This window comes from Staphylococcus sp. aM, from assembly GCF_052975125.1.
The window spans coordinates 453,555-478,081 of sequence record NZ_CP121447.1; the positions used below are offsets into that span (position 1 = coordinate 453,555).

21 protein-coding genes and 1 pseudogene are annotated in these 24,527 nt (G+C 34.5%); 10 read left to right on the plus strand and 12 right to left on the minus strand.

Annotation, left to right across the window (positions count from 1 at the left end):
- Positions 1-25 precede the first annotated feature (25 nt).
- From P7F85_RS02045 to P7F85_RS02055, 3 genes are all read right to left on the minus strand, one after another.
- Positions 26-2,191, minus strand: coding sequence for an RNA degradosome polyphosphate kinase (locus P7F85_RS02045; RefSeq protein ID WP_046464441.1), 2,166 nt, complete (start codon positions 2,189-2,191; stop codon positions 26-28).
- A gap of 61 nt (positions 2,192-2,252) precedes the next feature.
- Positions 2,253-3,785, minus strand: a complete 1,533-nt coding sequence (ppx, locus tag P7F85_RS02050) for an exopolyphosphatase (RefSeq protein WP_002467095.1) — start codon at positions 3,783-3,785, stop codon at positions 2,253-2,255.
- A 227-nt stretch (positions 3,786-4,012) separates the two neighbouring features.
- A complete protein-coding gene (locus P7F85_RS02055; protein WP_002467085.1) occupies positions 4,013-5,551 on the minus strand; it encodes an AbgT family transporter in 1,539 nt (512 codons plus the stop codon).
- A 256-nt stretch (positions 5,552-5,807) separates the two neighbouring features.
- Between P7F85_RS02055 and P7F85_RS02060 the strand changes: the two genes are divergently transcribed.
- The gene (locus tag P7F85_RS02060) at positions 5,808-6,626 is read left to right on the plus strand and encodes an SDR family oxidoreductase (RefSeq protein ID WP_002467067.1); all 819 of its coding nucleotides are present in this window, start codon (positions 5,808-5,810) and stop codon (positions 6,624-6,626) included.
- A 68-nt stretch (positions 6,627-6,694) separates the two neighbouring features.
- Here the strand turns inward: P7F85_RS02060 and P7F85_RS02065 are convergent, their stop codons facing one another.
- Positions 6,695-6,865, minus strand: a complete 171-nt coding sequence (locus tag P7F85_RS02065) for a hypothetical protein (RefSeq protein ID WP_002467070.1) — start codon at positions 6,863-6,865, stop codon at positions 6,695-6,697.
- A 24-nt stretch (positions 6,866-6,889) separates the two neighbouring features.
- Positions 6,890-7,966 carry a M42 family metallopeptidase gene (locus P7F85_RS02070; RefSeq protein WP_002467092.1) on the minus strand — a complete coding sequence of 359 codons (1,077 nt, stop codon included), beginning with the start codon at positions 7,964-7,966 and terminating at the stop codon, positions 6,890-6,892.
- Positions 7,967-8,125: 159 nt separating this feature from the next.
- Here P7F85_RS02070 and P7F85_RS02075 point away from each other — a divergent pair, with 159 nt between their 5' ends.
- The gene (locus P7F85_RS02075; RefSeq protein WP_015364708.1) at positions 8,126-8,593 is read left to right on the plus strand and encodes a YehR family lipoprotein; all 468 of its coding nucleotides are present in this window, start codon (positions 8,126-8,128) and stop codon (positions 8,591-8,593) included.
- Between the two features lie 60 nt (positions 8,594-8,653).
- Here P7F85_RS02075 and arsC read toward each other — a convergent pair whose 3' ends face one another.
- The 4 genes and pseudogenes from arsC to P7F85_RS02095 all read right to left on the minus strand — a co-directional run bounded on the left by arsC (position 8,654) and on the right by P7F85_RS02095 (position 12,362).
- Entirely contained in the window at positions 8,654-9,052 is a 399-nt protein-coding gene (gene arsC / locus P7F85_RS02080; protein WP_002467075.1) for an arsenate reductase (thioredoxin), read from the minus strand.
- A 15-nt stretch (positions 9,053-9,067) separates the two neighbouring features.
- Positions 9,068-10,357, minus strand: a pseudogene (gene arsB / locus P7F85_RS02085) (arsenite efflux transporter membrane subunit ArsB).
- Positions 10,357-10,674 carry an ArsR/SmtB family transcription factor gene (locus P7F85_RS02090; RefSeq protein WP_002467078.1) on the minus strand — a complete coding sequence of 106 codons (318 nt, stop codon included), beginning with the start codon at positions 10,672-10,674 and terminating at the stop codon, positions 10,357-10,359. The pseudogene arsB and the gene P7F85_RS02090 overlap by 1 nt, the downstream one beginning before the upstream one ends.
- A 110-nt stretch (positions 10,675-10,784) precedes the next feature.
- Complete coding sequence (locus tag P7F85_RS02095; RefSeq protein WP_002467074.1) at positions 10,785-12,362, minus strand: FMN-binding glutamate synthase family protein; 1,578 nt, start codon at positions 12,360-12,362, stop codon at positions 10,785-10,787.
- A 207-nt stretch (positions 12,363-12,569) separates the two neighbouring features.
- On the opposite strand from P7F85_RS02095, the gene lnsB reads away from it, so the two are divergent.
- From lnsB to P7F85_RS02120, 5 genes are all read left to right on the plus strand, one after another.
- Positions 12,570-13,322 (plus strand): CPBP family lipoprotein N-acylation protein LnsB, encoded by a 753-nt coding sequence (gene lnsB / locus P7F85_RS02100; protein ID WP_002467084.1) that lies wholly within the window; start codon positions 12,570-12,572, stop codon positions 13,320-13,322.
- 30 nt (positions 13,323-13,352) lie between these two features.
- The gene (locus P7F85_RS02105) at positions 13,353-14,141 is read left to right on the plus strand and encodes a CPBP family glutamic-type intramembrane protease (protein ID WP_002467090.1); all 789 of its coding nucleotides are present in this window, start codon (positions 13,353-13,355) and stop codon (positions 14,139-14,141) included.
- 147 nt (positions 14,142-14,288) lie between these two features.
- The gene (locus P7F85_RS02110; protein ID WP_046464440.1) at positions 14,289-14,951 is read left to right on the plus strand and encodes an ABC transporter ATP-binding protein; all 663 of its coding nucleotides are present in this window, start codon (positions 14,289-14,291) and stop codon (positions 14,949-14,951) included.
- Positions 14,944-15,717: an ABC transporter permease gene (locus tag P7F85_RS02115; protein ID WP_002467069.1), complete on the plus strand. Its 774-nt coding sequence runs from the start codon at positions 14,944-14,946 to the stop codon at positions 15,715-15,717. The genes P7F85_RS02110 and P7F85_RS02115 overlap by 8 nt, the downstream gene beginning before the upstream one ends.
- 152 nt (positions 15,718-15,869) lie before the next feature.
- The gene (locus P7F85_RS02120; protein ID WP_015364710.1) at positions 15,870-17,045 is read left to right on the plus strand and encodes an MFS transporter; all 1,176 of its coding nucleotides are present in this window, start codon (positions 15,870-15,872) and stop codon (positions 17,043-17,045) included.
- Positions 17,046-17,106: 61 nt separating this feature from the next.
- On the opposite strand, the gene P7F85_RS02125 is transcribed toward P7F85_RS02120, so the two are convergent.
- Together P7F85_RS02125 and P7F85_RS02130 are read right to left on the minus strand one after the other, a co-directional pair.
- Entirely contained in the window at positions 17,107-18,471 is a 1,365-nt protein-coding gene (locus P7F85_RS02125) for a carboxylesterase family protein (protein ID WP_026088936.1), read from the minus strand.
- Positions 18,472-18,600: 129 nt separating this feature from the next.
- Entirely contained in the window at positions 18,601-20,313 is a 1,713-nt protein-coding gene (locus P7F85_RS02130) for an APC family permease (RefSeq protein ID WP_002467072.1), read from the minus strand.
- A 177-nt stretch (positions 20,314-20,490) separates the two neighbouring features.
- Between P7F85_RS02130 and P7F85_RS02135 the strand changes: the two genes are divergently transcribed.
- Entirely contained in the window at positions 20,491-21,090 is a 600-nt protein-coding gene (locus P7F85_RS02135; RefSeq protein WP_046464439.1) for a YdeI/OmpD-associated family protein, read from the plus strand.
- Between the two features lie 251 nt (positions 21,091-21,341).
- Here P7F85_RS02135 and P7F85_RS02140 read toward each other — a convergent pair whose 3' ends face one another.
- Positions 21,342-22,121: a (S)-acetoin forming diacetyl reductase gene (locus P7F85_RS02140; protein WP_002466457.1), complete on the minus strand. Its 780-nt coding sequence runs from the start codon at positions 22,119-22,121 to the stop codon at positions 21,342-21,344.
- 503 nt (positions 22,122-22,624) lie between these two features.
- Here P7F85_RS02140 and P7F85_RS02145 point away from each other — a divergent pair.
- Positions 22,625-23,878, plus strand: a complete 1,254-nt coding sequence (locus tag P7F85_RS02145; RefSeq protein ID WP_002466464.1) for a betaine/proline/choline family ABC transporter ATP-binding protein — start codon at positions 22,625-22,627, stop codon at positions 23,876-23,878.
- Positions 23,878-24,513 carry an ABC transporter permease gene (locus tag P7F85_RS02150; RefSeq protein ID WP_015364713.1) on the plus strand — a complete coding sequence of 212 codons (636 nt, stop codon included), beginning with the start codon at positions 23,878-23,880 and terminating at the stop codon, positions 24,511-24,513. The genes P7F85_RS02145 and P7F85_RS02150 overlap by 1 nt, the downstream gene beginning before the upstream one ends.
- The last annotated feature ends 14 nt before the right edge of the window (positions 24,514-24,527 follow it).

Genomic DNA, 24,527 nt, shown 5'->3' on the forward strand with positions numbered 1-24,527 from the left:
TCCAACCCTTAATTTATATATCATATTAACGTTTGAGCGTATCACGTAAACGACTGACCCAACTGTCACCACGTTTAGAACGCACGGCACGACCAGATGGTTGCGCGCTTTGACGTTTTAATTCTTGTCCATATTTAAGTGCAATTTGCATCAAGTAGGCTTGAGAATTTAATGGTGACGAATTATTTTCGATATAATGATAATTACCATATTGATCTTGATAACGACCTTTTTGGTTATCTGATAACTGTAAGTTCATAAAGTCTAATAAACGTGCGGCAATGTTTTTATCTTCAACAGGGAATAAGATTTCTACACGTTTGATCATATTACGTGTCATTACATCGGCTGATGATAGGTAGATACGTTCGTCTCCATTATTATGGAAGTAATAAATTCGAGAATGTTCAAGTAATCTACCAACGATACTTACAACTTCAATATTTTCACTGATGCCAGGGATGCCTGGTTTTAAACAACAAATACCACGAATAATTAATTGGATTTTCACACCAGCTTGTGATGCTTCAAATAATTTTTCAATAATCGCTTTATCTGTTAATGAGTTCATCTTCATCATGATTTTCCCATTACCATGTTCTAAATGACTACTAATCTCTTTATCAATGCGATCAATAAAGACATCTCGTATATCAAATGGTGCCACAATCAACTTGTTATATTGTGGTTTAACCGAATAGCCACTTAAGTAATTAAAGAAGTTAATCGCATCTTCTGCAATTTCGTTGTTCGTCGTAATAATACCCATATCAGTATATAATTTTGCAGTTTTGTCATTATAGTTTCCTGTACCAAGATGTACAAATGATGTTAATTCACCAGCAATTTTCTTCACGACTAATGCGATTTTACTATGTGTTTTCAGATGAGTCATACCATAAATCACATGGCAACCCGCATCTTCTAACATACGTGCCCAATGAACGTTATTTTCTTCGTCGAAACGTGCTTTTAATTCTACAAGTACCGTTACTTGTTTACCTTTTTCGGCAGCTTCTTTCAAGCTCTTGATAATAGGGGAATCTTTACTTACACGATATAACGTTTGTTTAATCGCAATGGTATTAGGATCTTCGGCAGCTTCTCTAATAAAATCGACAATAGGTTCAAATGATTCATAAGGATGATGGAAGAAAATGTCACGTTCCAAAGCTAATTGATAAATGTTGTTATAGCCAAGTGAACGAGGCACTTGCGGTGTGTATTTATCGTAAGTTAAATAACTTAACTTGTGAGATAAGTGATCAACTAAACCAAATAAGAAAGTTAAATCTAAAGGACCGTCTACAAAATAGACGTCGTCATCTTTAACTTCGAGTTGATCCATAATCCAACCAATATCTTCACGTACAGCAGTACGACCATCCACTTCTAAACGCACGGCCGAACCACTTTTACGTTCTTTTAAGAAGCGTTCTATTTCAATTAATAAGTCTTCTGCACCGTCTTCGTGAATTGTTAAATCTGCATTTCTTGTGATACGGAAAGCAAATGTGTTTAATACTTCGTAACCAACGAACAGTTGATTAATAAAGAATGTAACAACATCTTCAACCATTAACACATATTGCTTATACCCCTCGTTTAAAGTTAAAAATCTAGGTATTAATGATGGAATCTGAACAATTGCTGAATTAATTGCATCTTCCGTATCGATATCTACAAAGATATTTAAACTTTTATTATTCAATTTTGGAAATGGATGATAGGCATCTATACCTAATGGCGTTAATGTAGGTAGAATTTTCGTTTTAAATTCATTCTCTAGTCTAGTTAAAAGAGATTCTGATAAGTCCTCAGGTTGAGCCATTTCAATTTCATAGTTACGCAACTCTTCAATTAATTCATTGTAGCGATTGTATTGAATGTTAACATACTCTGTATTTTTCTTTTTAATAGCTTCTAATTGCTCTTGAGGTGTCATTTGTGCTTTGTTTTCAGGTTTATCATAGCCCATTTTGACCTGATCTTTGAGTCCTGCAACACGCACCATGAAAAATTCATCTAAATTTGAACTAAAAATTGATACGAAATTTAATTTCTCGAGTAGTGGATTACTAAAATCATAGGCTTCTTCTAAAACTCTATAGTTAAAGTCTAACCAACTTAACTCCCGGTTGTTATAGTATTGTGGTAAATTAATATCCTTTTCTCCCAATTGAGTTTGCATACGCTTAAAACACCTCATCGTTTTTTATATACTCATATAGTTTAAAAATATCATACAATTATTAAGATTTTGTAAAGACGATCGTTACTTTACCTTTTAATATCTTTTCAATATGCTTTTTCTGACGATTTGCTTGATATTCTTCGGCGATGGGTTCCCCTTTGTAGAACACGTGAAGCTCATATTTATCGTCTTTCTTCGCTTTGAGTTCAACTTCTTCAACAAAGCTTGTATGAGAAATATTGAGTGCATTCACAAATTTGATAATACCACCTAAGGATTGAATCGTTTCGGTCTCTTTACTACCGAACCAATGTGTTTCTTTGCAGTAGAACTTAAGTAGTGATTTATTTTTAAAACTTGCAAGTAATGCTAACTTCACACGATCTTTATGTGAAAAGCCGTTGATCATTGAGTTAGCAATTAGATAGTAGGTATGTGGTGAACTTGAATCAGAATCGATAAAGCTACCTAGATAATAAAGATACGCACCTTCAACGAAGAGCTCTTTATCTTTGTCGCTTAATTTAAGATCTGAACGTTTTAATAGTTGTGATAATAGTGATTCTGCTAGTTTAAGACGACGATTAGCACTGCTTTCTTCAATGTGATATTCGTTTGCTAAATGGCGTAAAGCATCTTGTCTTACATTATCTTTTGAAAATTCTTCTGGATAACGTTGGAGAATGAGATTCATTACATAACCTTCGCGAATACCTTTTCTAGAGAATGTAAATTGTGTCGCATCCACTTTCTTGTATAGTGTTTTAAAGACTGAAACGGCAGGTAAGATAATATCTACACGGTCGCGACTTAATCCGTCTAGATTTGTTAAGTCGTCTCTTGAGCTTTTTCGAATTAAATCATAGACTTCCTCGATATCTCTATCGGACATCGTGTAGTTATGAACGCCACCGATAGGGTAAGAATGTTCTGATTGATGAATTCGAGCTACATTTCGTGCTGAGCCACCTACGCCAACGAGTGCGACATCTTGATCATTAAGCCAGTCAAGTTGACCGAATTGCTCTGATAAGAATTTCTCCATACTTTTAATCGCTGATTTATCATTATGATCTTTATCACCAAAGAATTGACGTTTGAGTGAGACAACACCAAATGGAAAGCTATGTGCAGCCTTTAATTTTTTATCTTTAAATAAAGTGACCTCTGTAGATCCGCCCCCGATATCGACGGAGACACCATTTTCAATATCAGTTGTATGCGAAATGGCATAATAACCGTAAAACGCTTCATCTTCTTCAGGGACAATTTTAATCTCTACCCCTGTGTCTTTTTTAACTTTTTTGATAATATCTTGTTGATTATTTGATTGACGAATCGCTGCTGTTGCAATTGGATGTAATTCGTCTACTTTGAATTTCGTTGCTACTTTATTAAAGCTACTTAACGCGTCTGTAAGTACTTGAATCCCTTCATCGTTCATGTCGTTATCTTTAGTTAAATACTGACTTAGACGTGCGGGTGTCTTAATATTCAGTATTTCATTCAAGCCTGTGTCTTTATCAAATCCAAAAATAACAAGACGAATGGTATTTGAACCAATATCTATTAAACCAATACGTTCTTCCATCACTGCCTCCTATGTTTTATGGGAACAATTGTCATACCCCTGTTTAATTTTATTTTACATGAGTTATATAAAATGAAAAGAATTTTAAGGTATTTTTCTAAGAAAATTTCATCTTTTTGTAAATCAAAAAAGATTGTCTAAGTTCAACATGTTTTCTTTATTAATTGTACTTGAAAATAAGCCACTTCCATGTCTGTTGGAAGTGGCTTTAAGATGATGCATTCTATTTATTTTACATGTAGTGGTCCACCAGGTCCGACTGGAATACCTAGTAAGAACCAAATGAGTGTGAATAGTGTCCATACAATCGTTAAGGCGATTGAATATGGCATTAGACTTGAAAGTAGGGTGCCGAGTTTCATGTTTTTATCATACTTTTGAGCATAAGATAACAACAACGGTAGGTAAGGCATCATTGGTGTGATTGGATTGGTAATGGAATCACCTACTCGGTATATAGCTTGTGTAAAGGCAGGGTGGAAGCCGACTAAAATGAGCATTGGCACAAAGATAGGTGCTAAGATACCCCATTTAGCAGAGGCGCTACCCACTAGCATATTGACGAGTGCACTTAGGAAGATGACACCAATAATCAGTACAATACCATTTTGATGTTGTAGTAATTTGGCACCCTTGACTGCTGTAATCACACCAAGGTTACTCCATTCTAGGAATGCGAGTAGTTGTGCTGCAAAGAATACAATGACAATGAATGAACCCATAGATGACATTGAATCAGTAATCATTTGTCCTAAATCCTTAGTATTTTTAATTTCATGACTTAAGACGCCGTATATCACGCCCGGTACTAAGAAGATGACTAAGATAATGAGGCCGACACCATTAATTAAAGGTGCATCATCAAGTAGACTACCTGTTTTAGCATTTCTTAAAAAACTATGTTCTGGGATAGCGCAAATGATGAGTAATACAAGTAAGACGATAAAACTCATATTTGCCCAAAATAATGCCTTTTTCTCTATAGGTGTGATGTGAGAAGACGTCTCTTCCATGTCATCGTGTGCATCTGAATCATCATATTTACCAAGCCTAGGAATAATTAACTTTGTTGTCACTAAGTGGATGGTAGGTAATAACACAACTACACTGGCCGCAATGAAATACCAGTTCATAGCCACATTGGTTTTAATATGATCTGAGACGATTCTTGTGGCAGGTTCAGTAAATGAATAGACTAACGCATCTTGCATACCTACGACTAAATTGGCAGCAAATCCGCCCACAGCTGATGCATATGCCATTGCTAGACCTGCGATAGGGTGATAACCAATCTTGATAAATAGCATAGCCGCTAAAGGTGGTAAGATAATCGTTGCTGCATCACCAGCTGTACTTCCGACAATACCAATTAAAATGATGGTAGGAACGATTAACTTCTTTGGTGCTCTGTTTACTACTGAAATCATGAGTTTATCGAAATACCCAGATTTTTCAGCGGCACCAATACCAATCATGACACCTAATACGAGGCCAAGTGCAGGGAATTCAGAAAAGTTCTTAATAGCATCATTCATAATCATGGCAAAGCCATCATGACTGAGAATACTTTTGATATGAATAGTTTCACCGTTACCTGGATGTTTAACGGAAACATTAAATAAAGAGACGAACCATGTAATAATAGCAAGGCCGACACACATTAAGAAGAAGAGTACCGTCGGATCAGGCAATTTATTACCTACCCATTCGACCCCATTTAAAAATTTACTAACGATTGATGGTTTTTGTTTTGAGTTTGTTGCCATTCATGAACCACTCCTTAGTTAAATTATCTAAAAGTATAGCAAATATTACATATAATGATAAGAATTTTCTGAAATTTAAAAAGAAGTATATATGATTCGTTAGTAAATGTAAATTCGATGTGTATGTGCGAGATATGAAATATTCATTTTGAATTAAAACGCTATCATTGTCATAACGGCGTTTAGTCCTATTATGAAAGTGGAACAACAATAGTAAGATTTCATTTTAGCAAAATATTGAGGAGAGTGACGTTATATGAAACGTTTAGAGAATAAAGTCGCAGTTGTGACAGGTGCAAGTACAGGTATTGGTCAAGCTTCTGCCAATGTATTAGCCCAAGAAGGTGCACACGTCTTGGCTTTAGACATTTCTGATCAATTAGATCAAACAGTTGAAGATATTAAACAACAAGGTGGACAAGCGACTGCATTTCAAGTAGATATTTCTGATGAACAACAAGTTCAAGCGTTTGCTAATCAGATTAAATCAGAATTCGGGCATGTAGATGTACTATTTAATAATGCGGGTGTTGATAATGGTGCAGGACGTATTCATGAATACCCAGTTGAAGTATTTGATAAAATTATGGGTGTAGATATGAGAGGTACATTCTTAGTAACGAAATTCCTTTTACCGTTAATGATGGATAATGGTGGTTCAATCATTAATACAGCTTCATTCTCTGGGCAAGCAGCAGATCTTTATCGTTCTGGTTATAATGCTGCTAAAGGTGCAGTGATTAACTTTACGAAATCCATTGCTATTGAATATGGTCGTGACAATATCCGTGCTAATGCGATTGCACCGGGCACAATAGAAACACCATTAGTAGATAATTTAGCTGGTACGGCTCAAGATGAAGCGGGTCAAACATTCCGTGAAAATCAAAAATGGGTGACACCATTAGGACGATTAGGTACACCAGATGAAGTAGGTAAATTAGTAACATTCTTAGCATCTGATGATAGTTCATTTATTACAGGTGAAACGATTCGTATTGACGGTGGCGTGATGGCGTACACATGGCCAGGTGAAATGTTAAGTGATGATAGTTGGAAAAAATCAATCAAATAATAAAGCAAAATTATTAAAAATAATAAGCCAAGATGTCCCAGGAAATAGCAGACATCTTGGCTTAAATACTATTTAAGTTGTTTCGCACATGCTTCACATAACTTATATTGTTGGTCGGCCCAACCGCTTAAGTGAGTATATCCATGAAGATCATTACCTTTAACTTTAATATAGATAGGCTCATCTTCTTTAAGTTCACGTTGACAATGAGAACATTTTAAAGCGCCAAATAGTCTCATAAAGTCACCTCCCAAAGGATTACCTTACCATTTGATATTGTTATAAGTATGATCATTTAATGATCGTACAATTTCAGCAACTAGACGTACCGAACGATCATAATCATCTTTATGAATCACTGATACATTAGAGTGCATATAACGCAGGGCGATGCCCAGTGTTATAGTAGGTATACCTTCATTCGCAACATGGATACTACCTGCATCTGTACCACCACCTGGCGTTGTATCCCATTGAACGTCGATATGATGTTGTTTGGCGACATCTTTGACATGTTGACGCAATCCTTCGTGCGCAATGCTTGAAGCATCCATCATAATGACAACAGGGCCACCACCTAAATAACTATCACTTGTTTGACCAGACATGCCTGGTGTATCAAATGCGACTGCCACGTCTACTGCAATGGCTAAGTCAGGTTGAATAGTTTGTGCAGCCACTTTCGCACCACGTAATCCAACTTCTTCTTGTACTGTGGCACCCGAATATAAGTTAATATCTATAGCTTCATCTTTTAATTCATTGAGAACATCGATAGCTAATGCACAACCATATCGATTATCAAATGCCTTAGCAGTCATATATTTATCATTCGCTAGTGTTTCAAATTCACTGTATGGTGTGACCATATTGCCAACAGACACACCGGCTTGTTCAGCTTCTTCCTTACTATTCACACCAATATCGATATACATATTTTTAATATCTACGGTTTTCTTACGTTCTTCAGGTGAAAGAATATGTGGTGGCTTAGAACCAATAATACCTCTTAATGCTTTACCATCATCTGTTGTAACAGTGACTTTTTGAGAAAGCATCACTTGGTTCCACCAACCACCAATTGGATTAAAAGATAAAAAGCCATCTTTATCAATTTTGGTTACTAAGAAACCCACTTCATCCATATGTCCTGATATTAAAATAGATTTAGAACCATTTGTTGCAGTCTTTTTACCGAATATGCCACCCAAATTATCTTCTACAATCGCATCACTAACTGGTGATAAATAATCTTTCATTATAGACTTAACTTGCATTTCTCGACCTGCAATACCATTGGCGGCAGTCAGTTCTTTCAGTAATTGTATTGAATCAGTCATACCATCATCCTCCCAATCATTAGTTACTTATAGTTTAACATAGCACATTTATTGATATGTATTGATGGAAATGTTTATGGAATAAGGGTATATTAATATCAATAATAAATCAGGTAATGGTACCATTGCCCCAACAAACAGGTGAGAGAAGGCGATCATATGAAAAAACTAGTTTCACTTATAGTGGTTATCGCATTAAGCGCAATCACACTAGCTGCTTGTAGTAAAGAGCAAACGAAAACGTTCGAGGGTGACGTTAATGGTAAACAGATTATTACGTCGCTCACATATAAAGGAGACGAAGTACTGAAACAATCTACAATAGGTACTTTGAAATATGATGATTTAGGTATTGATAAAGATCAAGCCAAAGACATGTTAAAGAAAGATGAGAAGGCCTTTAAAGGTGACAAAGGTGTATCATTCAAAATTGATTACAAAGATGATAAAGCAGTTGAACATATAGATATCGATTATGAAAAAGCCGATATCGATCAATTGAAGAAAAAATTAGGCTTTGTATCAGTTAAAGGTAAAAATAATAAAGTAAGTTTAGATAAAACCGTTAGCCAAATGAAACGTAACGGTTTAAAAGAAAAAAGTAATATGACCGATCATGATGATTAAAATACAAGAGCCAGTACATGCAAATGGCAACGCATGTACTGGCTCTTAATTTTATTTGTTCTATTGCTTTTGACTAAAGTCTTCAATAGCGGCTTTAATTTCATCTCTAACACGTTGGAATTCTGACCAATCTTTACCAGCTGGATCGTCGAAACCCCAATGTTCTTTCTTAACTGAAGGTGGCAATGTTGGACAATGTTGATCTGCATGGCTACACAATGTAACAACTAAATCAGCACGATCTAGAATATCTTGTTGTATTAAATCGGATGTATGATGTGAAATATCGATATTGACTTCTTTCATCGCTTCGATAGCCTTTGGATTCACACCATGTGTTTCAATACCACCTGAATATACATCCCAATTTGAATCTAATATATTGTCAGCAAAGCCATGAGCCATTTGACTACGACACGAATTACCAGTACAGATGAAATAAATGATTTTCTTTGCCATGCTTAGAACTCCTTATTAAAAAATGATTAGTGTTAAATATAGTCCTAATAACGTGAAGAATAAGACTGGAATGGTGATTACGACACCTGTTTTAAAGTATGTTCCCCAAGAAATTTTGACGCCTTTTTGTGCTAATACATGTAACCATAATAATGTCGCAAGTGAACCTATTGGTGTGATTTTAGGACCTAAATCTGAACCAATCACATTACTATAGATCATACCTTCTTTGAGTGAATGAGATACGCCTGACTGACCAATTGCAATCGCATCAATTAAGACAGTTGGTAAATTGTTCATAATTGAAGAAAGAATAGCTGAAATAAAGCCCATACTCATAATACTAGCGAATAAACCATGAACTGAAATGTTTGAAAGTGTATGAGCTAATATAGTTGTGATACCGGCATTTTTCAAGCCGAAAACGACTAAATACATGCCAATTGAAAAGATGACAATATTCCATGGTGCGCCTTTAATGACTTGTTTCGTATGAACAGCATTCGATTGTCTTGCGAGTAATACAAATATGATAGCAATGGCACCTGCAATCAATGAAACAGGTATTTGTAGCCATTCACTTACAAAATAACCAATCATCAATACTACAAGGACAATCCAAGAGATTCGGAATAGACGTTAATCTTTTAAGGCAGATGACGGATGATTGATATGAGTGGTATCGACACGTTTTGGAATTGATTTTCTGAAATAAATCCATAAAACGACGATACTGGCAATTAATGAGAATATGTTAGGTATCATCATACGACTCATATATTCACCAAAACCTATGCCAAAGTAATCGGCTGAGACAATATTAACCAAATTACTAATAATCATTGGTAGCGACGTCGTATCTGCAATAAATCCACTGGCAATAATAAATGGAAAGACCATTTTCTCATTGAATCCTAAATGACGAACCATAGCTAAAACGATAGGAGTTAAGATTAATGCGGCTCCGTCGTTGGCAAAGAAAGCAGCGACGATTGCACCGAGAACCATGATTAAAACAAACATCATGAGACCATTACCTTTAGATGCTCGCACCATATGCAATGCTGCCCACTCGAAAAAGCCGATTTGGTCTAGAATTAACGATATTAATATAATTGCAACAAAGGTTAATGTGGCATTCCAAACAATTTGAGTTACTTCAACCACATCTGAAAGGCTAACAACACCTGTAATGATTGCGGCGATGGCACCAATGACAGCAGTAATACCAATATCTAATCCTTTAGGTTGCCAAATTACAAAGACGAGTGTGATAAGGAATATGACGATAGCAAGAATGGTCATCATGATTGATCACCTCGTTTCACTGACTGACATACACATTGATCATGTGTTGTATTAATAAGTTTTAAATTATCAATGATTTGTGTGTAAAATTCATGATTTAATTGATAAAAACGTTTATTGCCTTCTTTTCTGATTGAGACAAATTGATATGTAACTAAAACTTTCATGTGATGACTTAAGGTAGGTTGGGAAATTTGAAAATGTTGTAGTAAATCATACGCACATAATTCACCACATGATAAAATATCTAGAATTTCCAATCGATTTTCATCAGATAGTACCTTTAATATAGATGCTAATTGTTGATATGACATAATGACCTCCAAAACATATATAGATTATCATCTATATAGATAAGTGTCTATGATAAAAGCACAGAAAAAGACGACCACTTGTTAAGTGATCGCCTTATAAATACACTTTATTATGAAATTAATTTTAATTTGTAATCGTGGATGGTTTGTGTGCCACCATCTAATTTTCGATAAATGATATGGTCTGCAGTGATTTCTGTTGGACTTGATACGCCTACAGCTGCAGCAATATTAAATAAACCTTCATGTAAACTAGTGACATAGTTAGTTACACGGTATTGCTTTTCATCAACAATTAATCCTTTTTCTTTCTTTGGATCAGTTGTAGCAACACCTACAGGACATGTATTCATATGACATTGTTGACTCATGATGCAACCTACACTAATCATCATACCACGCGCGATATTAACTAGATCGGCACCTAATCCTAAAGCAATAGCAATTTTATCTGGTGTGATCAGTTTACCAGATGCGAAAATTTTCACACGATCTCGTACGCCATATTTCTCTAACATGCCAGAAACAATAGGTAGGGCGGTTAGTAAAGGTAATCCAACACCATCTTGAAGTTCTTGGAATGTTGCCCCCGTGCCACCTTCACCTCCGTCAACAGTGATGAAGCTTGGGTATTTATCGAGTTCCACCATGGTTTTGACTAGTGTCTCGATCTCTTCAACACGACTGACAACAATTTTAAATCCAACAGGCTTTTGGCCTAACTGTTGTATATCGTCTACCCAATTGAGTAAGTCTGTAGCATTATGAATAAATTCGAAACGGTTTGGTGAGTTAATGGTTTTAAATGGTTCTACATTACGTATTTTAGCAATTTCTTCATTTACTTTATTACCTTCCATATGTCCACCACGAGTTTTTGCACCTTGTGCTAATTTTAATTCAAAAGCACGTACATTCTTACGTTCGGCAACTGTTTTAAATTGTTCTTTACTGAAATTACCTTCTTTATCTCTAACACCGAATAACCCAGGTCCAATTTGGAAGATGATATCACCATCACCTTTAAGATGATAATCTGATAGGCCACCTTCACCTGTGTTCATCCATGTACCAGCTTTAGATAAACCTTTAGATAATGCTGAGATAGCGTTTTTACCTAAGGCACCGTAACTCATACCTGATTGGCCGACTAAACGCTTAATTTTATAAGGATGTTCTAGATGTTCACCAAGAACCACTGCATTGTCATCAGTTAAGTAGAACGGATCAATCTGTTTGCCTTTACGATGCTCATCACGACTAAATAAGCGTTCATTCTCGATTTGATAAATAAAAGTTGAAAGTAGTGTCGTATTATCAACTTTTAATTCACTCGCTTGTAATGGAAACATAGTATTTTGTATGTAAAAACCATCTTTATAATCTGACATTGTCCCAAAACTAGTCATTCTTGAATTATATTTCCCCGCTAATACAATATTTTTATAATCTGTACGAGAGAATGGTTTGCCTTCATTATCACCAGAAAATAAATATTGTCTAAGTTCAGGTCCCATTTTTTCTGAAAGGTATCTAATACGTGCTAATAGTGGATAGTTTCTTAACACACTGTGTTGTGTTTGTCTTTTATCTTTGATTAGCCAGATGATACCTAGCAATAATGCACCCAATAAAAAAATCATAATAATGATGTTGACGATAAACTGCATTGTAGTCAATACACTCATTAAAATGCCCCCCTTAATCATTACTCCAACACTATGATACACTTTTCTTTATGTTTTACAATGAAACCGGTTAAATTTATATTGTAGAATTTTAATTGTATAAGTTTATGAAATATTTATATAAGGAAATTTAACTTAAATAATGTATTAATATGAATAATAAAATGATAAAGTAATTATGATAGAATGCGATGGAGGAGGTGACACATGAACCAACAACAAAGACAACATGACATTTGGAACCAACCCAAAATCATGAAAAAAGATTTTTTAATGATACCGTTATACATATTATTTCAAATGGTGGTACCTATTATCGTAGTGTTTGGCACACTAGGATTAACAGCTATGATCACCCAAAAGCCACCAGCCCAGTTTTTATATAACTTATCTTTGAGCATAGGATTTGTCTTAGCTCAATTTTTAGTATTATTTATCTTTTTTGCGATGCATAAATTTGATATTGCTCAAGTCATGAAAAGGCAATTTCATTTTGCACGAAACAAGACCTTACATATATTGTTAATGATTATCGGTGTAATGATAGTAATGTGTATATTGCGATGGCTCTTTAACATATTGGGTATAGGGCCAACTCAATACGAAAGAAGAGTTGAGGGATTATTTCATTATCCATCAGCGCTATGTTTTACCATGATTTCAATGGTTATCTTACGTCCAATGGTGGAGGTAATCATTTATAAGCATCTCATCATACATGAATTAAGTAAGATATGGCCTACTACTGTGACTATCATACTTTCTATTATGATTGAGACTTTGGTTCATGTGTACGATATGATGAGTGTGTGGGAAATGTTACCATTTTTAATAATGGCAATAGGTTCAACATTGATTTATATTAAATCAGGTATGAATCTAGCCGCCGCATATCTTTATCAGTCGGGGATACAAGGCGTGTTATTTATCATCATGGTATTCAAAATGTTAATTATGTAAAACTAATTCAAGAGTGAAAAGGAGTCTTTTATGGAAAACCAATCCACACAACAACCCTTAGATTCACAGCAACACAAAAATGAATTTGCGTCCAAGAAGATAGTTAAAAGAGATTTCTGGCTTATAGTTGCTTACCTCATTGTGGGACAATACGTATTTCCGATGATTGGTATGATGATTGGTGCCATCGTTGCGATGTCACTGGAAATCAAATCTGATAGTAGGATTAATGAGATTGGTATCAATTTTGCTACTGTATTTGGTTTCATTGGAATGTGTTTAGTCCTATTATTATTTTATTTAATGCATCGAAAGACACTTATTCCATTAGCTATTCAAAGAGTGAAAGATCTTAAAAAATATATAGTAACTTTAATCATCATTATCGTTATCATGTACATATTGAATATGTTGTATGGTATAATGGTTGAATTTTTACCAGAGAAATATCAGTTTAGTGATACAGAAAATAATAAAATGTTAGAAAAAATGTTTACTTCTGCATGGATGTGGCCGGTATTGTTTTTAGATATTGTCATTGTGACACCTATAGTAGAGGAACTGTTATTCAGACACTTATTAATTCACGAGTTAGGTAAGAAATTAACATATGGTTTGATGTATGTGGTTTCGATTCTGATGTTTGCAGGGGTACATGTGACAGAAGCGCAATCTCCATTTGAATTAGGACCTTATGTAATTATGGCAAGTGGTTTCGTAGCTGCTTATCATCTTACGAAACGTAATTTAGCAGCTTCAATAGCCCTGCATATGATTAACAACGCGATATCTTTTGTTGTGATTTTATTTACTTTATAAAATTTTAGAAATAAATAATGAGAGGATGTGTATAAAAGCACATTCTCTTTTTTTATAATTTAAATTATCATAAAAATTAATTATATTGTTATTTAACGTGGGAAAACGGGAATGAGTAGTGTAATGGGATTTAAAGGAGCGTGTAACATGTTATTAGAAATTGAACATTTAACTTACGAAGCGGATCACCGAACAATTTTAAAGGATATTAATTTTAAGGTGGATAAAGGTAATACTATAGCGATTATTGGCCCTTCAGGAAGTGGCAAAAGTACACTTTTAAAGCAACTTAATCATTTGATTGAACCTACATTGGGCACATTGTATTTAAACGGCAAACCTTATCATGACTACACACCTGAAAGTATTCGTATGAAGGTGAGTTACTTAATGCAACAAAGTGAGATGATTGGTACAACGATTGAAGATAATATGAAGTTTCCTTCAGAAGCGAGAAACCAAGCATTTGATAAAGATAAAGCACTTAACCTTTTAGAAAAAGTAGGCCTAGGAGACTATGATTTATCTGCAGAAATTGAACATATGTCAGGAGGGGAAAAACAACGTATCACAATTGCACGACAATTAATGTTTGAACCCGAAGTCTTATTATTAGATGAATCGACAAGTGCTTTAGATACACATAATAAAGAACGCGTAGAAGATATTATTTTTAAAATGGCTGAAGAAGGTATAGCGATTTTATGGATTACACATAGCGATGACCAAAGTATGAGACATTTTCAAAAGAGAATGACAATCATTGATGGTGAAATTGCTAAGATAGAGGAGTTGAATCAACATGAGTAATACGGCATTATGTTTAACAGCGTTGTTACTGTTTATTCCTATCCTCATTTCTTATAAGGAAGGCTTACATATTATTAAAGATTTAGTGGTAGCAACGATAAGAGCGACCATTCAATTGCTCATTCTTGGCTTCTTACTACATTATATTTTTAAAATAAATGATAAATGGTTACTTATCTTATGTGTGTTAGTGATAATCATTAATGCATCTTGGAATACCATTCAACGTGCATCCCCAGTGATGCATCATGTGTTTTGGATTTCATTTGTTGCAATATTTGTAGGTACTGCATTGCCACTAGCAGGTACGATTGCAACAGGGGCCATTGATTTTACTGCTAATGAAGTGATTCCAATAGGTGGGATGTTAGCCAATAATGGTTTAATTGCGATTAATTTAGCCTATCAAAATTTAGATCGTGCATTTGTACAAGATGTTTCCGAAATAGAATCGAAATTAACATTAGCAGCGACACCGAAACTTGCTTCTAAATCATCAATTAGAGAAAGTATTAGATTAGCTATCGTGCCAACGATTGATTCCGTTAAAACATATGGGCTTGTGTCTATACCAGGTATGATGACAGGATTGATTATCGGTGGGGTGCCGCCATTACAAGCTATTAAATTTCAATTGTTAGTGGTATTTATCCATACAACAGCTACGATTATGTCTGCACTCCTTGCTACATACATGAGCTACGGCCAATTCTTTAATGCAAGACACCAATTAATAGCAAGAAATACAGACATTAAGTCAAGTTAATGAAGAAAAGTTTTAAACTTTTGATTTCCTGACAAACAAAATAATGAAAAAATATTATATAATGAAACAGTTACTTATCTTAGTTAAATGGGTTTGTAGCTGTTTTTTTATGCTATAAACATTGAAAAATTTATGAAAGGGGGATATGAAAAATGTCGATGATGCGTATCGTTACTTTCATTTTTAGTGTGTTTATCGTTGGTATGGTCGAGATGATGGTAGCAGGTATTATGAATTTAATGAGCCAAGATTTACATGTATCTGAAGCCGTCATTGGCCAACTTGTTACGTTATATGCTTTAACATTTGCCATTTGTGGACCGATTCTGGTTAAAGTGACGCAACGTTTTAAAGCTAAATCGATATTACTTTGGACATTAGTGACTTTTATTATAGGGAATTTAATTATAGCAATAGCGCCTAATTTCACTATTTTAGTGATAGGACGTATTCTGTCCTCTGCAGCAGCATCACTCATTATTGTTAAAGTACTTGCGTTGACTGCAATGTTAACTTCACCTAAAAATCGAGGTAAGATGATTGGTGTTGTCTATTCAGGATTTAGTGGTGCCAATGTATTTGGTGTACCTATTGGAACATTAATAGGCGATTGGGTAGGTTGGCGTTTTACTTTTATATTTATTGTGGCTGTCAGTGTCATTGTAGGTATACTAATGATGTTGTATTTACCTAAAGAACATGAACTGAGTCATGCTAATCATACAGACGCTGACCATTCTAATCAGGTAATATCTAAAGTATTACGTCCAGCTGAAGTAGCAAAATTCATTATAATTACATTTTTAATTTTAGTAGCGAACTCAGTCACATTTGTATATATTAATCCACTGATTTTATCAAATGGCCATGAAATGTCATTTGTATCACTGGCATTACTAATTAATGGTGTTGCTGGTGTGATAGGTACATCATTGGGAGGTATCTTTGCAGATAAATGGACAAGTAAGCGTTGGTTAATCATCTCTATTACGATATTTATCGTTATGATGCTTGTCTTAAATTTCATTCTATCAGGTACGATCATGTTATTAATCGGATTATTTGTTTGGAATATTATGCAATGGAGTACGAATCCTGCAGTGCAGAGTGGTCTTATAGAACATGTTGAAGGAGATACAAGCCAGGTGATGAGTTGGAACATGTCTAGCTTAAACGCAGGTATCGGAATGGGTGGTATAATCGGTGGTTTAGTCGTATCACATCTATCAGTACATGCAGTGACATACACAAGTGCCTTGATTGGCTTTCTAGGATTAGTCGTTACCCTTACATTAAAGAATATTCACTTTGCTAAAAAAGAAGCATAATGAAAGGGAGTGGGACAGAAATAATATTTTCTTAAAAATTTATTTCTGTCCTACTCCTTTTTTAGTCATAAATATGTGGTGTTGTATGACCCACTTGATATGGTAGCCACGGCATCTTACTAAATCTTGCAAAGTATGCAAGGTCGTGAATCATTTTCATACTTAATTCACGTTCGTGAGTCGTGACATCTAAGCCATTAGCTTTTAAAATGTCCAAATGACCGAACCAAAAGACTATATCTAATATATGATAAGCAGAGTGATAATAAGTGTTATTTGGTTGGTGCCATTGAAAGGAAGCTAGCCATCTGTTGGGATTATGACTGATGCTTTTCAAAAAGTCATGTGCGGGTTGTTGAAAAATATAGTCAGTAATACATGTAGATTGTTGTTGCGCACTAATGGCATCACTGATTTCTATTTCTACACCATTAAAAGCCATAGCTTTAACAAAGCGATCAGGTGATAACTTTCGAGATTCATTTTTTATATAAATATCACCTTCATTTTGAGTATAAGAAACAAATATCGGCTTTGAGAAATTGGGATTATTCATTGTCATTGATGATGTTTGAATAGGTGCGTAAATTAATTCTAAACCTTTGGACTGGCCACGAGTTGTTTGGTCTAAATTCATGATATTCATGATATTTTCTGTAGTTAATGAATCTATGGTTGAGTTAGGGTAGTTTTCCGCTATGATTTCACTAAAATTTTGTGCTTTTTCATAGCCTATCTTTCGACTGTCTAAGCGCAATGTACCGCTTAATAACATGACTTTATGGAAATAGGATTCTGTCTCTGGCAATTGCATCAAAGCCATGATACTCATACTCCCTGCAGATTGCCCTATTAACGTAACGTTATTAGGATCTCCACCGAAATTTTTAATATGGTGGTGTACCCATTTGATCGCATTGATTTGATCAGAAAGCCCATTATTACATTCGTAATTTGAATTGAAAAAGGACCAATCTAAAAATCCCCAAGAACCTAATCGATAGTTAAATGTGACGACAATCACATCTTCTTGTTCGACGACAGATTGAGGTTGATATAGTTCAGCGCTACCGTGGCCATTGACAAATCCGCCACCGTAAAAATAGATGATGACAGGTCGAGTTTTATTTTGAGAGTGATGACGTCGCCATATATTTAAATATAAACAATCTTCATCTTGTGTAAATTGATTGAAATGAAAGTAAACACCACTTGAGAAAAAATCTTCAAGTTGGTTATACGGTTGTGGGGGGATGTTATTGAAAAAGGTTGCGTCTACCGATTTAGGCAATGATGTAATCAATTCAGAATGTTTAAATCGACCATATTTGAGATCGGCATAACGAATACCAAGGAATGCGTCAATATCATTTTCATTATTATAAATACCTTTAACGATACGGTTATTTAAAGTTATGTTAACCATCATTGTCAATCGTCCTTTCAAAGTCATCTTTAATAACACTATATAATAAATGATTAAAGTCAGCTATATGTATAAAAAAACTGCTAACGATGTTTACAATCGTTAGCAGTTTTAATTTGATTTATGAGTTTATTCTTCTTTGTTTTGGCGTTTTTCTTCTTTATCTTGTTGTTCTTGACGTTTTTCAGCGATTTTTTCGCGTTTCTCACGACGTTTACGTTTCTTAAGTTTATCACCCATGTTACTATTCATTTTCTTAGCACGTCTGAAGTAGACACTTTCGAATGAACTAATTGCACCTAATTGATAGAAAATAAGTGCAACGATGATGATAACTAAGAAATCCCATGGATAATGTATCCAGTTTAAACCTTTGAATTCTTTACTACCAATAAATGATAGGAATGAAAGTACGACGAGATAAACAATAATCCATAAGCTTCCGCCGATTTGTTTTTTAGTGTTTTTCCAATTCATTTTATATTCATAGAAGAAATAAATTGGTAAACCTAAAATGATGATTAATATAACTTCTGCTGTTGTTGGCCACATGGCCCAATAAATAGCTAGTGACGCAAGAACGAATGATAATGGGGCCATGAATTTTAAAATTCTAGCTCTAAATGGACGTGTCATCTTAGGACCCATTTTACGTAATGCAATAACTGTCGTTGGACCAGTTAGATAAGCAACTAATGTTGCAGTTGAAATAACTGCTGCTAACGTACCCCAGTCACGGAATAGTGTAACCATTACCATACTGATGATTGCGTTAAACACAATTGCAACACGTGGGATTTTATATTTTTCGTTCATTTTACCTAAGAATTTAGGGATGTGCCCATTTTTTTCCATGGCGCGTAATACACGACCAGTTACAGCAACAAATGATACACCAGTACCAAATGGTGACACTACAGCTTCAATATAAAGTAAAATGGCTAACCAATTTAAACCTAATAAAATGGCCATGTCAGCAAATGGAGAGTTGAAGTTAATACCACTCCAACCATGTTCATGAATCATTGACTGTGGCATAGAAGTGATGAATGTACTTTGTAACACGATATAAAGCACAGCACTAATTGTAAGTGAAATAGCAATACCACGCGCAATATTCTTTTCAGGGCTTTTAATTTCTGATCCCATATTAATGATTGTTTGGAATGCATTAAATGAGAAAATAATACCTGACATTGTTGTTGCTGCGAATATTGGTGCACTACCGTAAGGCATGAATGTACCTACTGAGTGACCATAATTTCCTGTATCAAAGCCAGAGATCATTAACATAATAATTGTTAATAATGGAACTCCAAGTTTGAAGAATGAAATTAAACTTGTAAATGAAGTTAATAGTTTAACTGACCAGTAATTTAATAAAGAGAAGATAATAATAATAGCATAAACAGCGATTAAACCTGTTGTACTGATTGAACCATCTTTCATTAAACTACCCATCGGTTTAGCCCAATCCCAAGGCCAAGAACTCATATATTGAACAGCTGAAACTGCTTCAATAGGTATAATTGTTACGAGTGATACCCAGTTTGCCCAAGCGGCTATGAAACCGAGTAATGAACCATGTGTATATTGAGCATAGTTACTCATACCACCAGATTGTGGGAACATAGTTCCAATTTCAATGTAGTTATAGGCGATGGTTCCTATAACGACGAATCCAATAATCCAAGAAATGATAGCTGCTGGTCCTGCAATTGACGATGCTTCCCAAGCACCAAATAACCAGCCTGAACCAATTAATGACCCTAATCCGAGTAACACTAACTGGGGCAGATTAATCTTACTGTTATTCGATTCTGTTTCATTTTTATTTGCCATATTGACTCCTCATTCTTTTATATTCTGAAAATACTACGCCATTATTATACGCTAGTTAAAATATTAGTCAAATGTGTATATTGTAATTTTTATTTAAATGTATAAAATTAGTTTTTTTAATATTATAGTTTATAATAGTGGAGAAATGGCAGAATCAATAGAAAGTAGGGCAATGACATGGTAGAGAAAAATAACAATTTGGAAGTAGAAAAATTTTTGAAAAAAGATAGTCAATGGAAAGAAGAATATAACTATTTAAGAGAACTTATAGTTGATTTTGACGAGTTGGACGAAGATTATAAATGGATGCACCCTTGTTACACTATTAATAATAAAAATGTGGTTCTTATTCATGGTTTTAAAACGTATGTAGCACTTTTTTTCTTTAAAGGTGCACTTATTGAAGATTCTAAAAATACTTTAATTAGACAAACTAAAAATGTACAAGCCGCAAGACAGCTACGATTTACAACTTTAGAGGAAATTCAATCACGTAAAGAAGAAATTATTGATTATGTGAAACAAGCTATTGACATTGAAAAGTCTGGTAAACAAGTTGAATTAAAGAAAACAGAAGATTTTGAGGTGCCAGAGGAATTACAACAACAATTCGATGCGATGCCAGAATTAAAAGAAGCGTTCGATCAATTAACACCTGGAAGACAACGTCAATACTTGCATCATATTGGTGATGCCAAACGAGCAGATACCAGACAAAAAAGAGTGGACAAATATATTAATCACATTTTAGAAGGAAAAGGTATGCATGACAAATAGCAAGAGGGAGTGGGACCGAAATAATAAAGAACCACTAATCATTTATTTAGTGGTTCTTACGCATTAGCCACAGCTAATGTGTACTTTAAAATAGGAATACATGAGTGAAACTCATGCATAAGAAATACTAATTTCTAAAGAAAATGAATGACTATACAGTCAACTACTGCCTAAATATGAATGTAACTTGAAATATATATTTCTGTCCCTCTTCTTATTTTTATGAGTGTTTAAGCATTTAATAAAGAGGATTAATGGAATCTCATCCCACCATCAACAATAATCGTTTGGCCAGTAATATAATCTGAATCTTTGCCAGCTAAGAAACTAACAACATTTGATACATCTTCAGGTTGTGAAAGTTTGCCTAAAGCGATTTGATCTGTAAATTGTTTCCAACCCCAAGATTCAGGTTTTCCAGCTTCTTCAGCAGTTTTCTTAGCAATACCTTCCATCATTGGTGTTTGAACAATACCAGGCGCAAATGCATTTACTGTAATAGATTCATGTGCTAGATCACGTGCAGCAACTTGAGTTAAACCTCGCACAGCAAATTTACTACTACTATAAAGTGATAAGCCTGCATTACCTTCTACGCCAGCTTGAGAGGTAGCATTAATAATTTTTCCGCCATGACCTAATTGTTTGAATTGTGCATGTGCGGCTTGAATCCCCCATAAAACACCTTTGACATTGACGCCATATACTTTGTCAAAGTCTTCAGGAGTAATGGAATCAATCGGTGTCATGGGTCCTAAACCAGCATTGCTCACTAAAACATGGAAATCACCAAAATGTTCAACTGTTTGATTTATAGCACTAAATATATCATCACGATTGGCTACATCAGCTTTAATGGCTAAAACCTTTGAGTCATCTTGTGTTAAAGATTGTGCCGCTTGAATTGCGCCTTCTCCGTTGAAATCCACAATGGCAACTTTGAATCCATCATCAAATAAACGTTTAACGATTTGATACCCAATGCCTTGTGCACCGCCTGTTACAACTGATACTTTGCTTTCTTGACTCATATAAAACCCTTCTTTGTCTATATTTTGGTTACAAGCTCAACATAGCACAAAAATGAAATAAAAAATTATAAATGTGTAACATAAAAGTATAATTCAATGTATTGTCAATTTTTCTTAAAATAATTTTCATAATTCATTAGGTTATAAAATACTAAGCATATTTATCCTTTTATATAATTAATCAATTGAAATAAGAACTTTATAAAAATGTTAAGGGTGAACAGTTAAATTTTGTAAAAATGCAATAGGTTTACTAAAATTATATAGGGTATATATTTATATCGTTGTCGAATATGCGTGCAATTAAAATAGCATTAAGTGTTGGGAGCACAACATTAATGAAGTGTGATTCGCATTTTATCGTAGTTACAAATTTTAAAAGAAAGGCCTTCGTGCTCTTGTTCAACTAATATTTTATTTTGTTAACAACTGCTCTGTAGGCCTTTTTTAATTGTCATCGTATTAATTCGTCATTTTTTACAATATGGAAGGGGAAAACAATCATGTTAAGCATTAAGAATTTAACCAAGATTTACTCTGGGAATAAAAAGGCAGTAGATAATTTAACGCTTGATATTGAATCAGGTGAATTTATCGCCTTTATTGGGACAAGTGGTAGCGGTAAAACCACTGCTTTAAGAATGATTAACCGAATGATTGAAGCAACAGATGGCCAAATTCAAATGAACGGCAAAGATGTACGTAATATGAACCCAGTTGAATTAAGAAGAAGTATTGGTTATGTCATTCAGCAAATTGGTTTGATGCCTCACATGACTATTAGAGAAAACATTGTACTTGTACCGAAATTACTAAAATGGTCGAAAGAAAAGAAAGACCAAAAGGCAGAAGAACTCATAAAACTTGTAGACCTACCAGTCGAATATTTAGACCGTTATCCGGCTGAACTATCTGGTGGTCAACAACAACGTATTGGGGTAGTAAGAGCCCTTGCGGCTGAACAAGACATCATCTTAATGGATGAACCATTTGGTGCGCTTGATCCAATTACACGAGATACATTGCAAGATTTAGTGAAAGAACTTCAACAAAAATTAGGTAAAACATTTATTTTTGTGACACATGATATGGATGAAGCTATTAAATTGGCCGATAAAATTTGTATTATGTCGAAAGGTAAAGTCGTACAATTCGATACACCTGACAATATTTTAAGAAATCCTGCAAATGATTTTGTAAAAGACTTTATTGGTCAGAATAGATTGATTCAAGATAGACCAAATATGAAAACGGTTGAAGGCGCAATGATTAAACCGATCACAGTACACGCAGATGATTCACTTAATGATGCGGTCAATATCATGAGAGAGAAACGTGTAGATACCATATTTGTTGTAAACAACCATCACAAATTATTAGGATTTTTAGACATAGAGGATATCAATCAAGGACTCCGTGCAAGAAAAGAACTGATTGATACGATGCAACGTGATATTTATAAAGTACATATCGATTCGAAATTACAAGACTCAGTACGTACAATTTTAAAACGTAATGTTAGAAATATTCCAGTTGTTGATGACGACAATATCCTCATTGGTTTGATTACACGTGCTAACTTAGTTGACATCGTTTATGACTCTATTTGGGGTGAAGCAAGCGACACACAACTAACTCAACCTTCTGACGAATCTGTTAATAGTGATATAGCAAATTCAGAACATCAAGCTCATCAACAAAATGATGCTAGTGTTACAGAAGAGGCGAATAAGCATGAAACGGGAGATGAGCGATAATGAAAGCATTCTTGAATGAATATGGAAGTCAGCTCGTATCTAAGACGATTGAACATTTCTATATTTCTATCATTGCTTTACTGATTGCAATCGTCGTAGCTGTTCCGGTAGGCATCCTATTGTCTAGAACAACGAAAACGGCCAATGTAGTTTTAACTATTGCGGGTGTTTTACAAACTATTCCAACATTAGCAGTATTAGCTATTATGATACCTATCTTTGGTGTAGGGAAGACACCAGCGATTGTGGCGTTGTTTATCTATGTTTTATTACCAATATTAAATAATACGGTACTCGGCGTGAAAAACATTGATAAAAATGTAATACAAGCTGGACAAAGTATGGGAATGACACAATTTCAATTAATGAAAGATGTTCAAATGCCATTGGCGTTACCTATGATTATTAGTGGTATACGCCTTTCAAGTGTATATGTTATTAGTTGGGCTACATTAGCGAGTTATGTCGGCGCAGGTGGTCTTGGTGATTTAGTATTTAACGGATTGAATTTATATCAACCACCAATGATTATTAGTGCAGCAATATTAGTTACGTTACTAGCACTAATTGTCGACTTTTTATTATCATTAGTTGAAAAATGGGCAGTACCTAAAGGTTTAAAAGTATCTAGATAAGAAAAGGGAGGATT

Bases quoted from the DNA above. Each gene is read 5' to 3' on its own strand.
- P7F85_RS02045 (WP_046464441.1), bottom strand. From the start codon at position 2,191: ATGCAAACTCAATTGGGAGAAAAGGATATTAATTTACCACAATACTAT.
- ppx (WP_002467095.1), bottom strand. From the start codon at position 3,785: ATGGAAGAACGTATTGGTTTAATAGATATTGGTTCAAATACCATTCGT.
- P7F85_RS02055 (WP_002467085.1), bottom strand. From the start codon at position 5,551: ATGGCAACAAACTCAAAACAAAAACCATCAATCGTTAGTAAATTTTTA.
- P7F85_RS02060 (WP_002467067.1), top strand. From the start codon at position 5,808: ATGAAACGTTTAGAGAATAAAGTCGCAGTTGTGACAGGTGCAAGTACA.
- P7F85_RS02065 (WP_002467070.1), bottom strand. From the start codon at position 6,865: ATGAGACTATTTGGCGCTTTAAAATGTTCTCATTGTCAACGTGAACTT.
- P7F85_RS02070 (WP_002467092.1), bottom strand. From the start codon at position 7,966: ATGACTGATTCAATACAATTACTGAAAGAACTGACTGCCGCCAATGGT.
- P7F85_RS02075 (WP_015364708.1), top strand. From the start codon at position 8,126: ATGAAAAAACTAGTTTCACTTATAGTGGTTATCGCATTAAGCGCAATC.
- arsC (WP_002467075.1), bottom strand. From the start codon at position 9,052: ATGGCAAAGAAAATCATTTATTTCATCTGTACTGGTAATTCGTGTCGT.
- P7F85_RS02090 (WP_002467078.1), bottom strand. From the start codon at position 10,674: ATGTCATATCAACAATTAGCATCTATATTAAAGGTACTATCTGATGAA.
- P7F85_RS02095 (WP_002467074.1), bottom strand. From the start codon at position 12,362: ATGAGTGTATTGACTACAATGCAGTTTATCGTCAACATCATTATTATG.
- lnsB (WP_002467084.1), top strand. From the start codon at position 12,570: ATGAACCAACAACAAAGACAACATGACATTTGGAACCAACCCAAAATC.
- P7F85_RS02105 (WP_002467090.1), top strand. From the start codon at position 13,353: ATGGAAAACCAATCCACACAACAACCCTTAGATTCACAGCAACACAAA.
- P7F85_RS02110 (WP_046464440.1), top strand. From the start codon at position 14,289: ATGTTATTAGAAATTGAACATTTAACTTACGAAGCGGATCACCGAACA.
- P7F85_RS02115 (WP_002467069.1), top strand. From the start codon at position 14,944: ATGAGTAATACGGCATTATGTTTAACAGCGTTGTTACTGTTTATTCCT.
- P7F85_RS02120 (WP_015364710.1), top strand. From the start codon at position 15,870: ATGTCGATGATGCGTATCGTTACTTTCATTTTTAGTGTGTTTATCGTT.
- P7F85_RS02125 (WP_026088936.1), bottom strand. From the start codon at position 18,471: ATGGTTAACATAACTTTAAATAACCGTATCGTTAAAGGTATTTATAAT.
- P7F85_RS02130 (WP_002467072.1), bottom strand. From the start codon at position 20,313: ATGGCAAATAAAAATGAAACAGAATCGAATAACAGTAAGATTAATCTG.
- P7F85_RS02135 (WP_046464439.1), top strand. From the start codon at position 20,491: ATGGTAGAGAAAAATAACAATTTGGAAGTAGAAAAATTTTTGAAAAAA.
- P7F85_RS02140 (WP_002466457.1), bottom strand. From the start codon at position 22,121: ATGAGTCAAGAAAGCAAAGTATCAGTTGTAACAGGCGGTGCACAAGGC.
- P7F85_RS02145 (WP_002466464.1), top strand. From the start codon at position 22,625: ATGTTAAGCATTAAGAATTTAACCAAGATTTACTCTGGGAATAAAAAG.
- P7F85_RS02150 (WP_015364713.1), top strand. From the start codon at position 23,878: ATGAAAGCATTCTTGAATGAATATGGAAGTCAGCTCGTATCTAAGACG.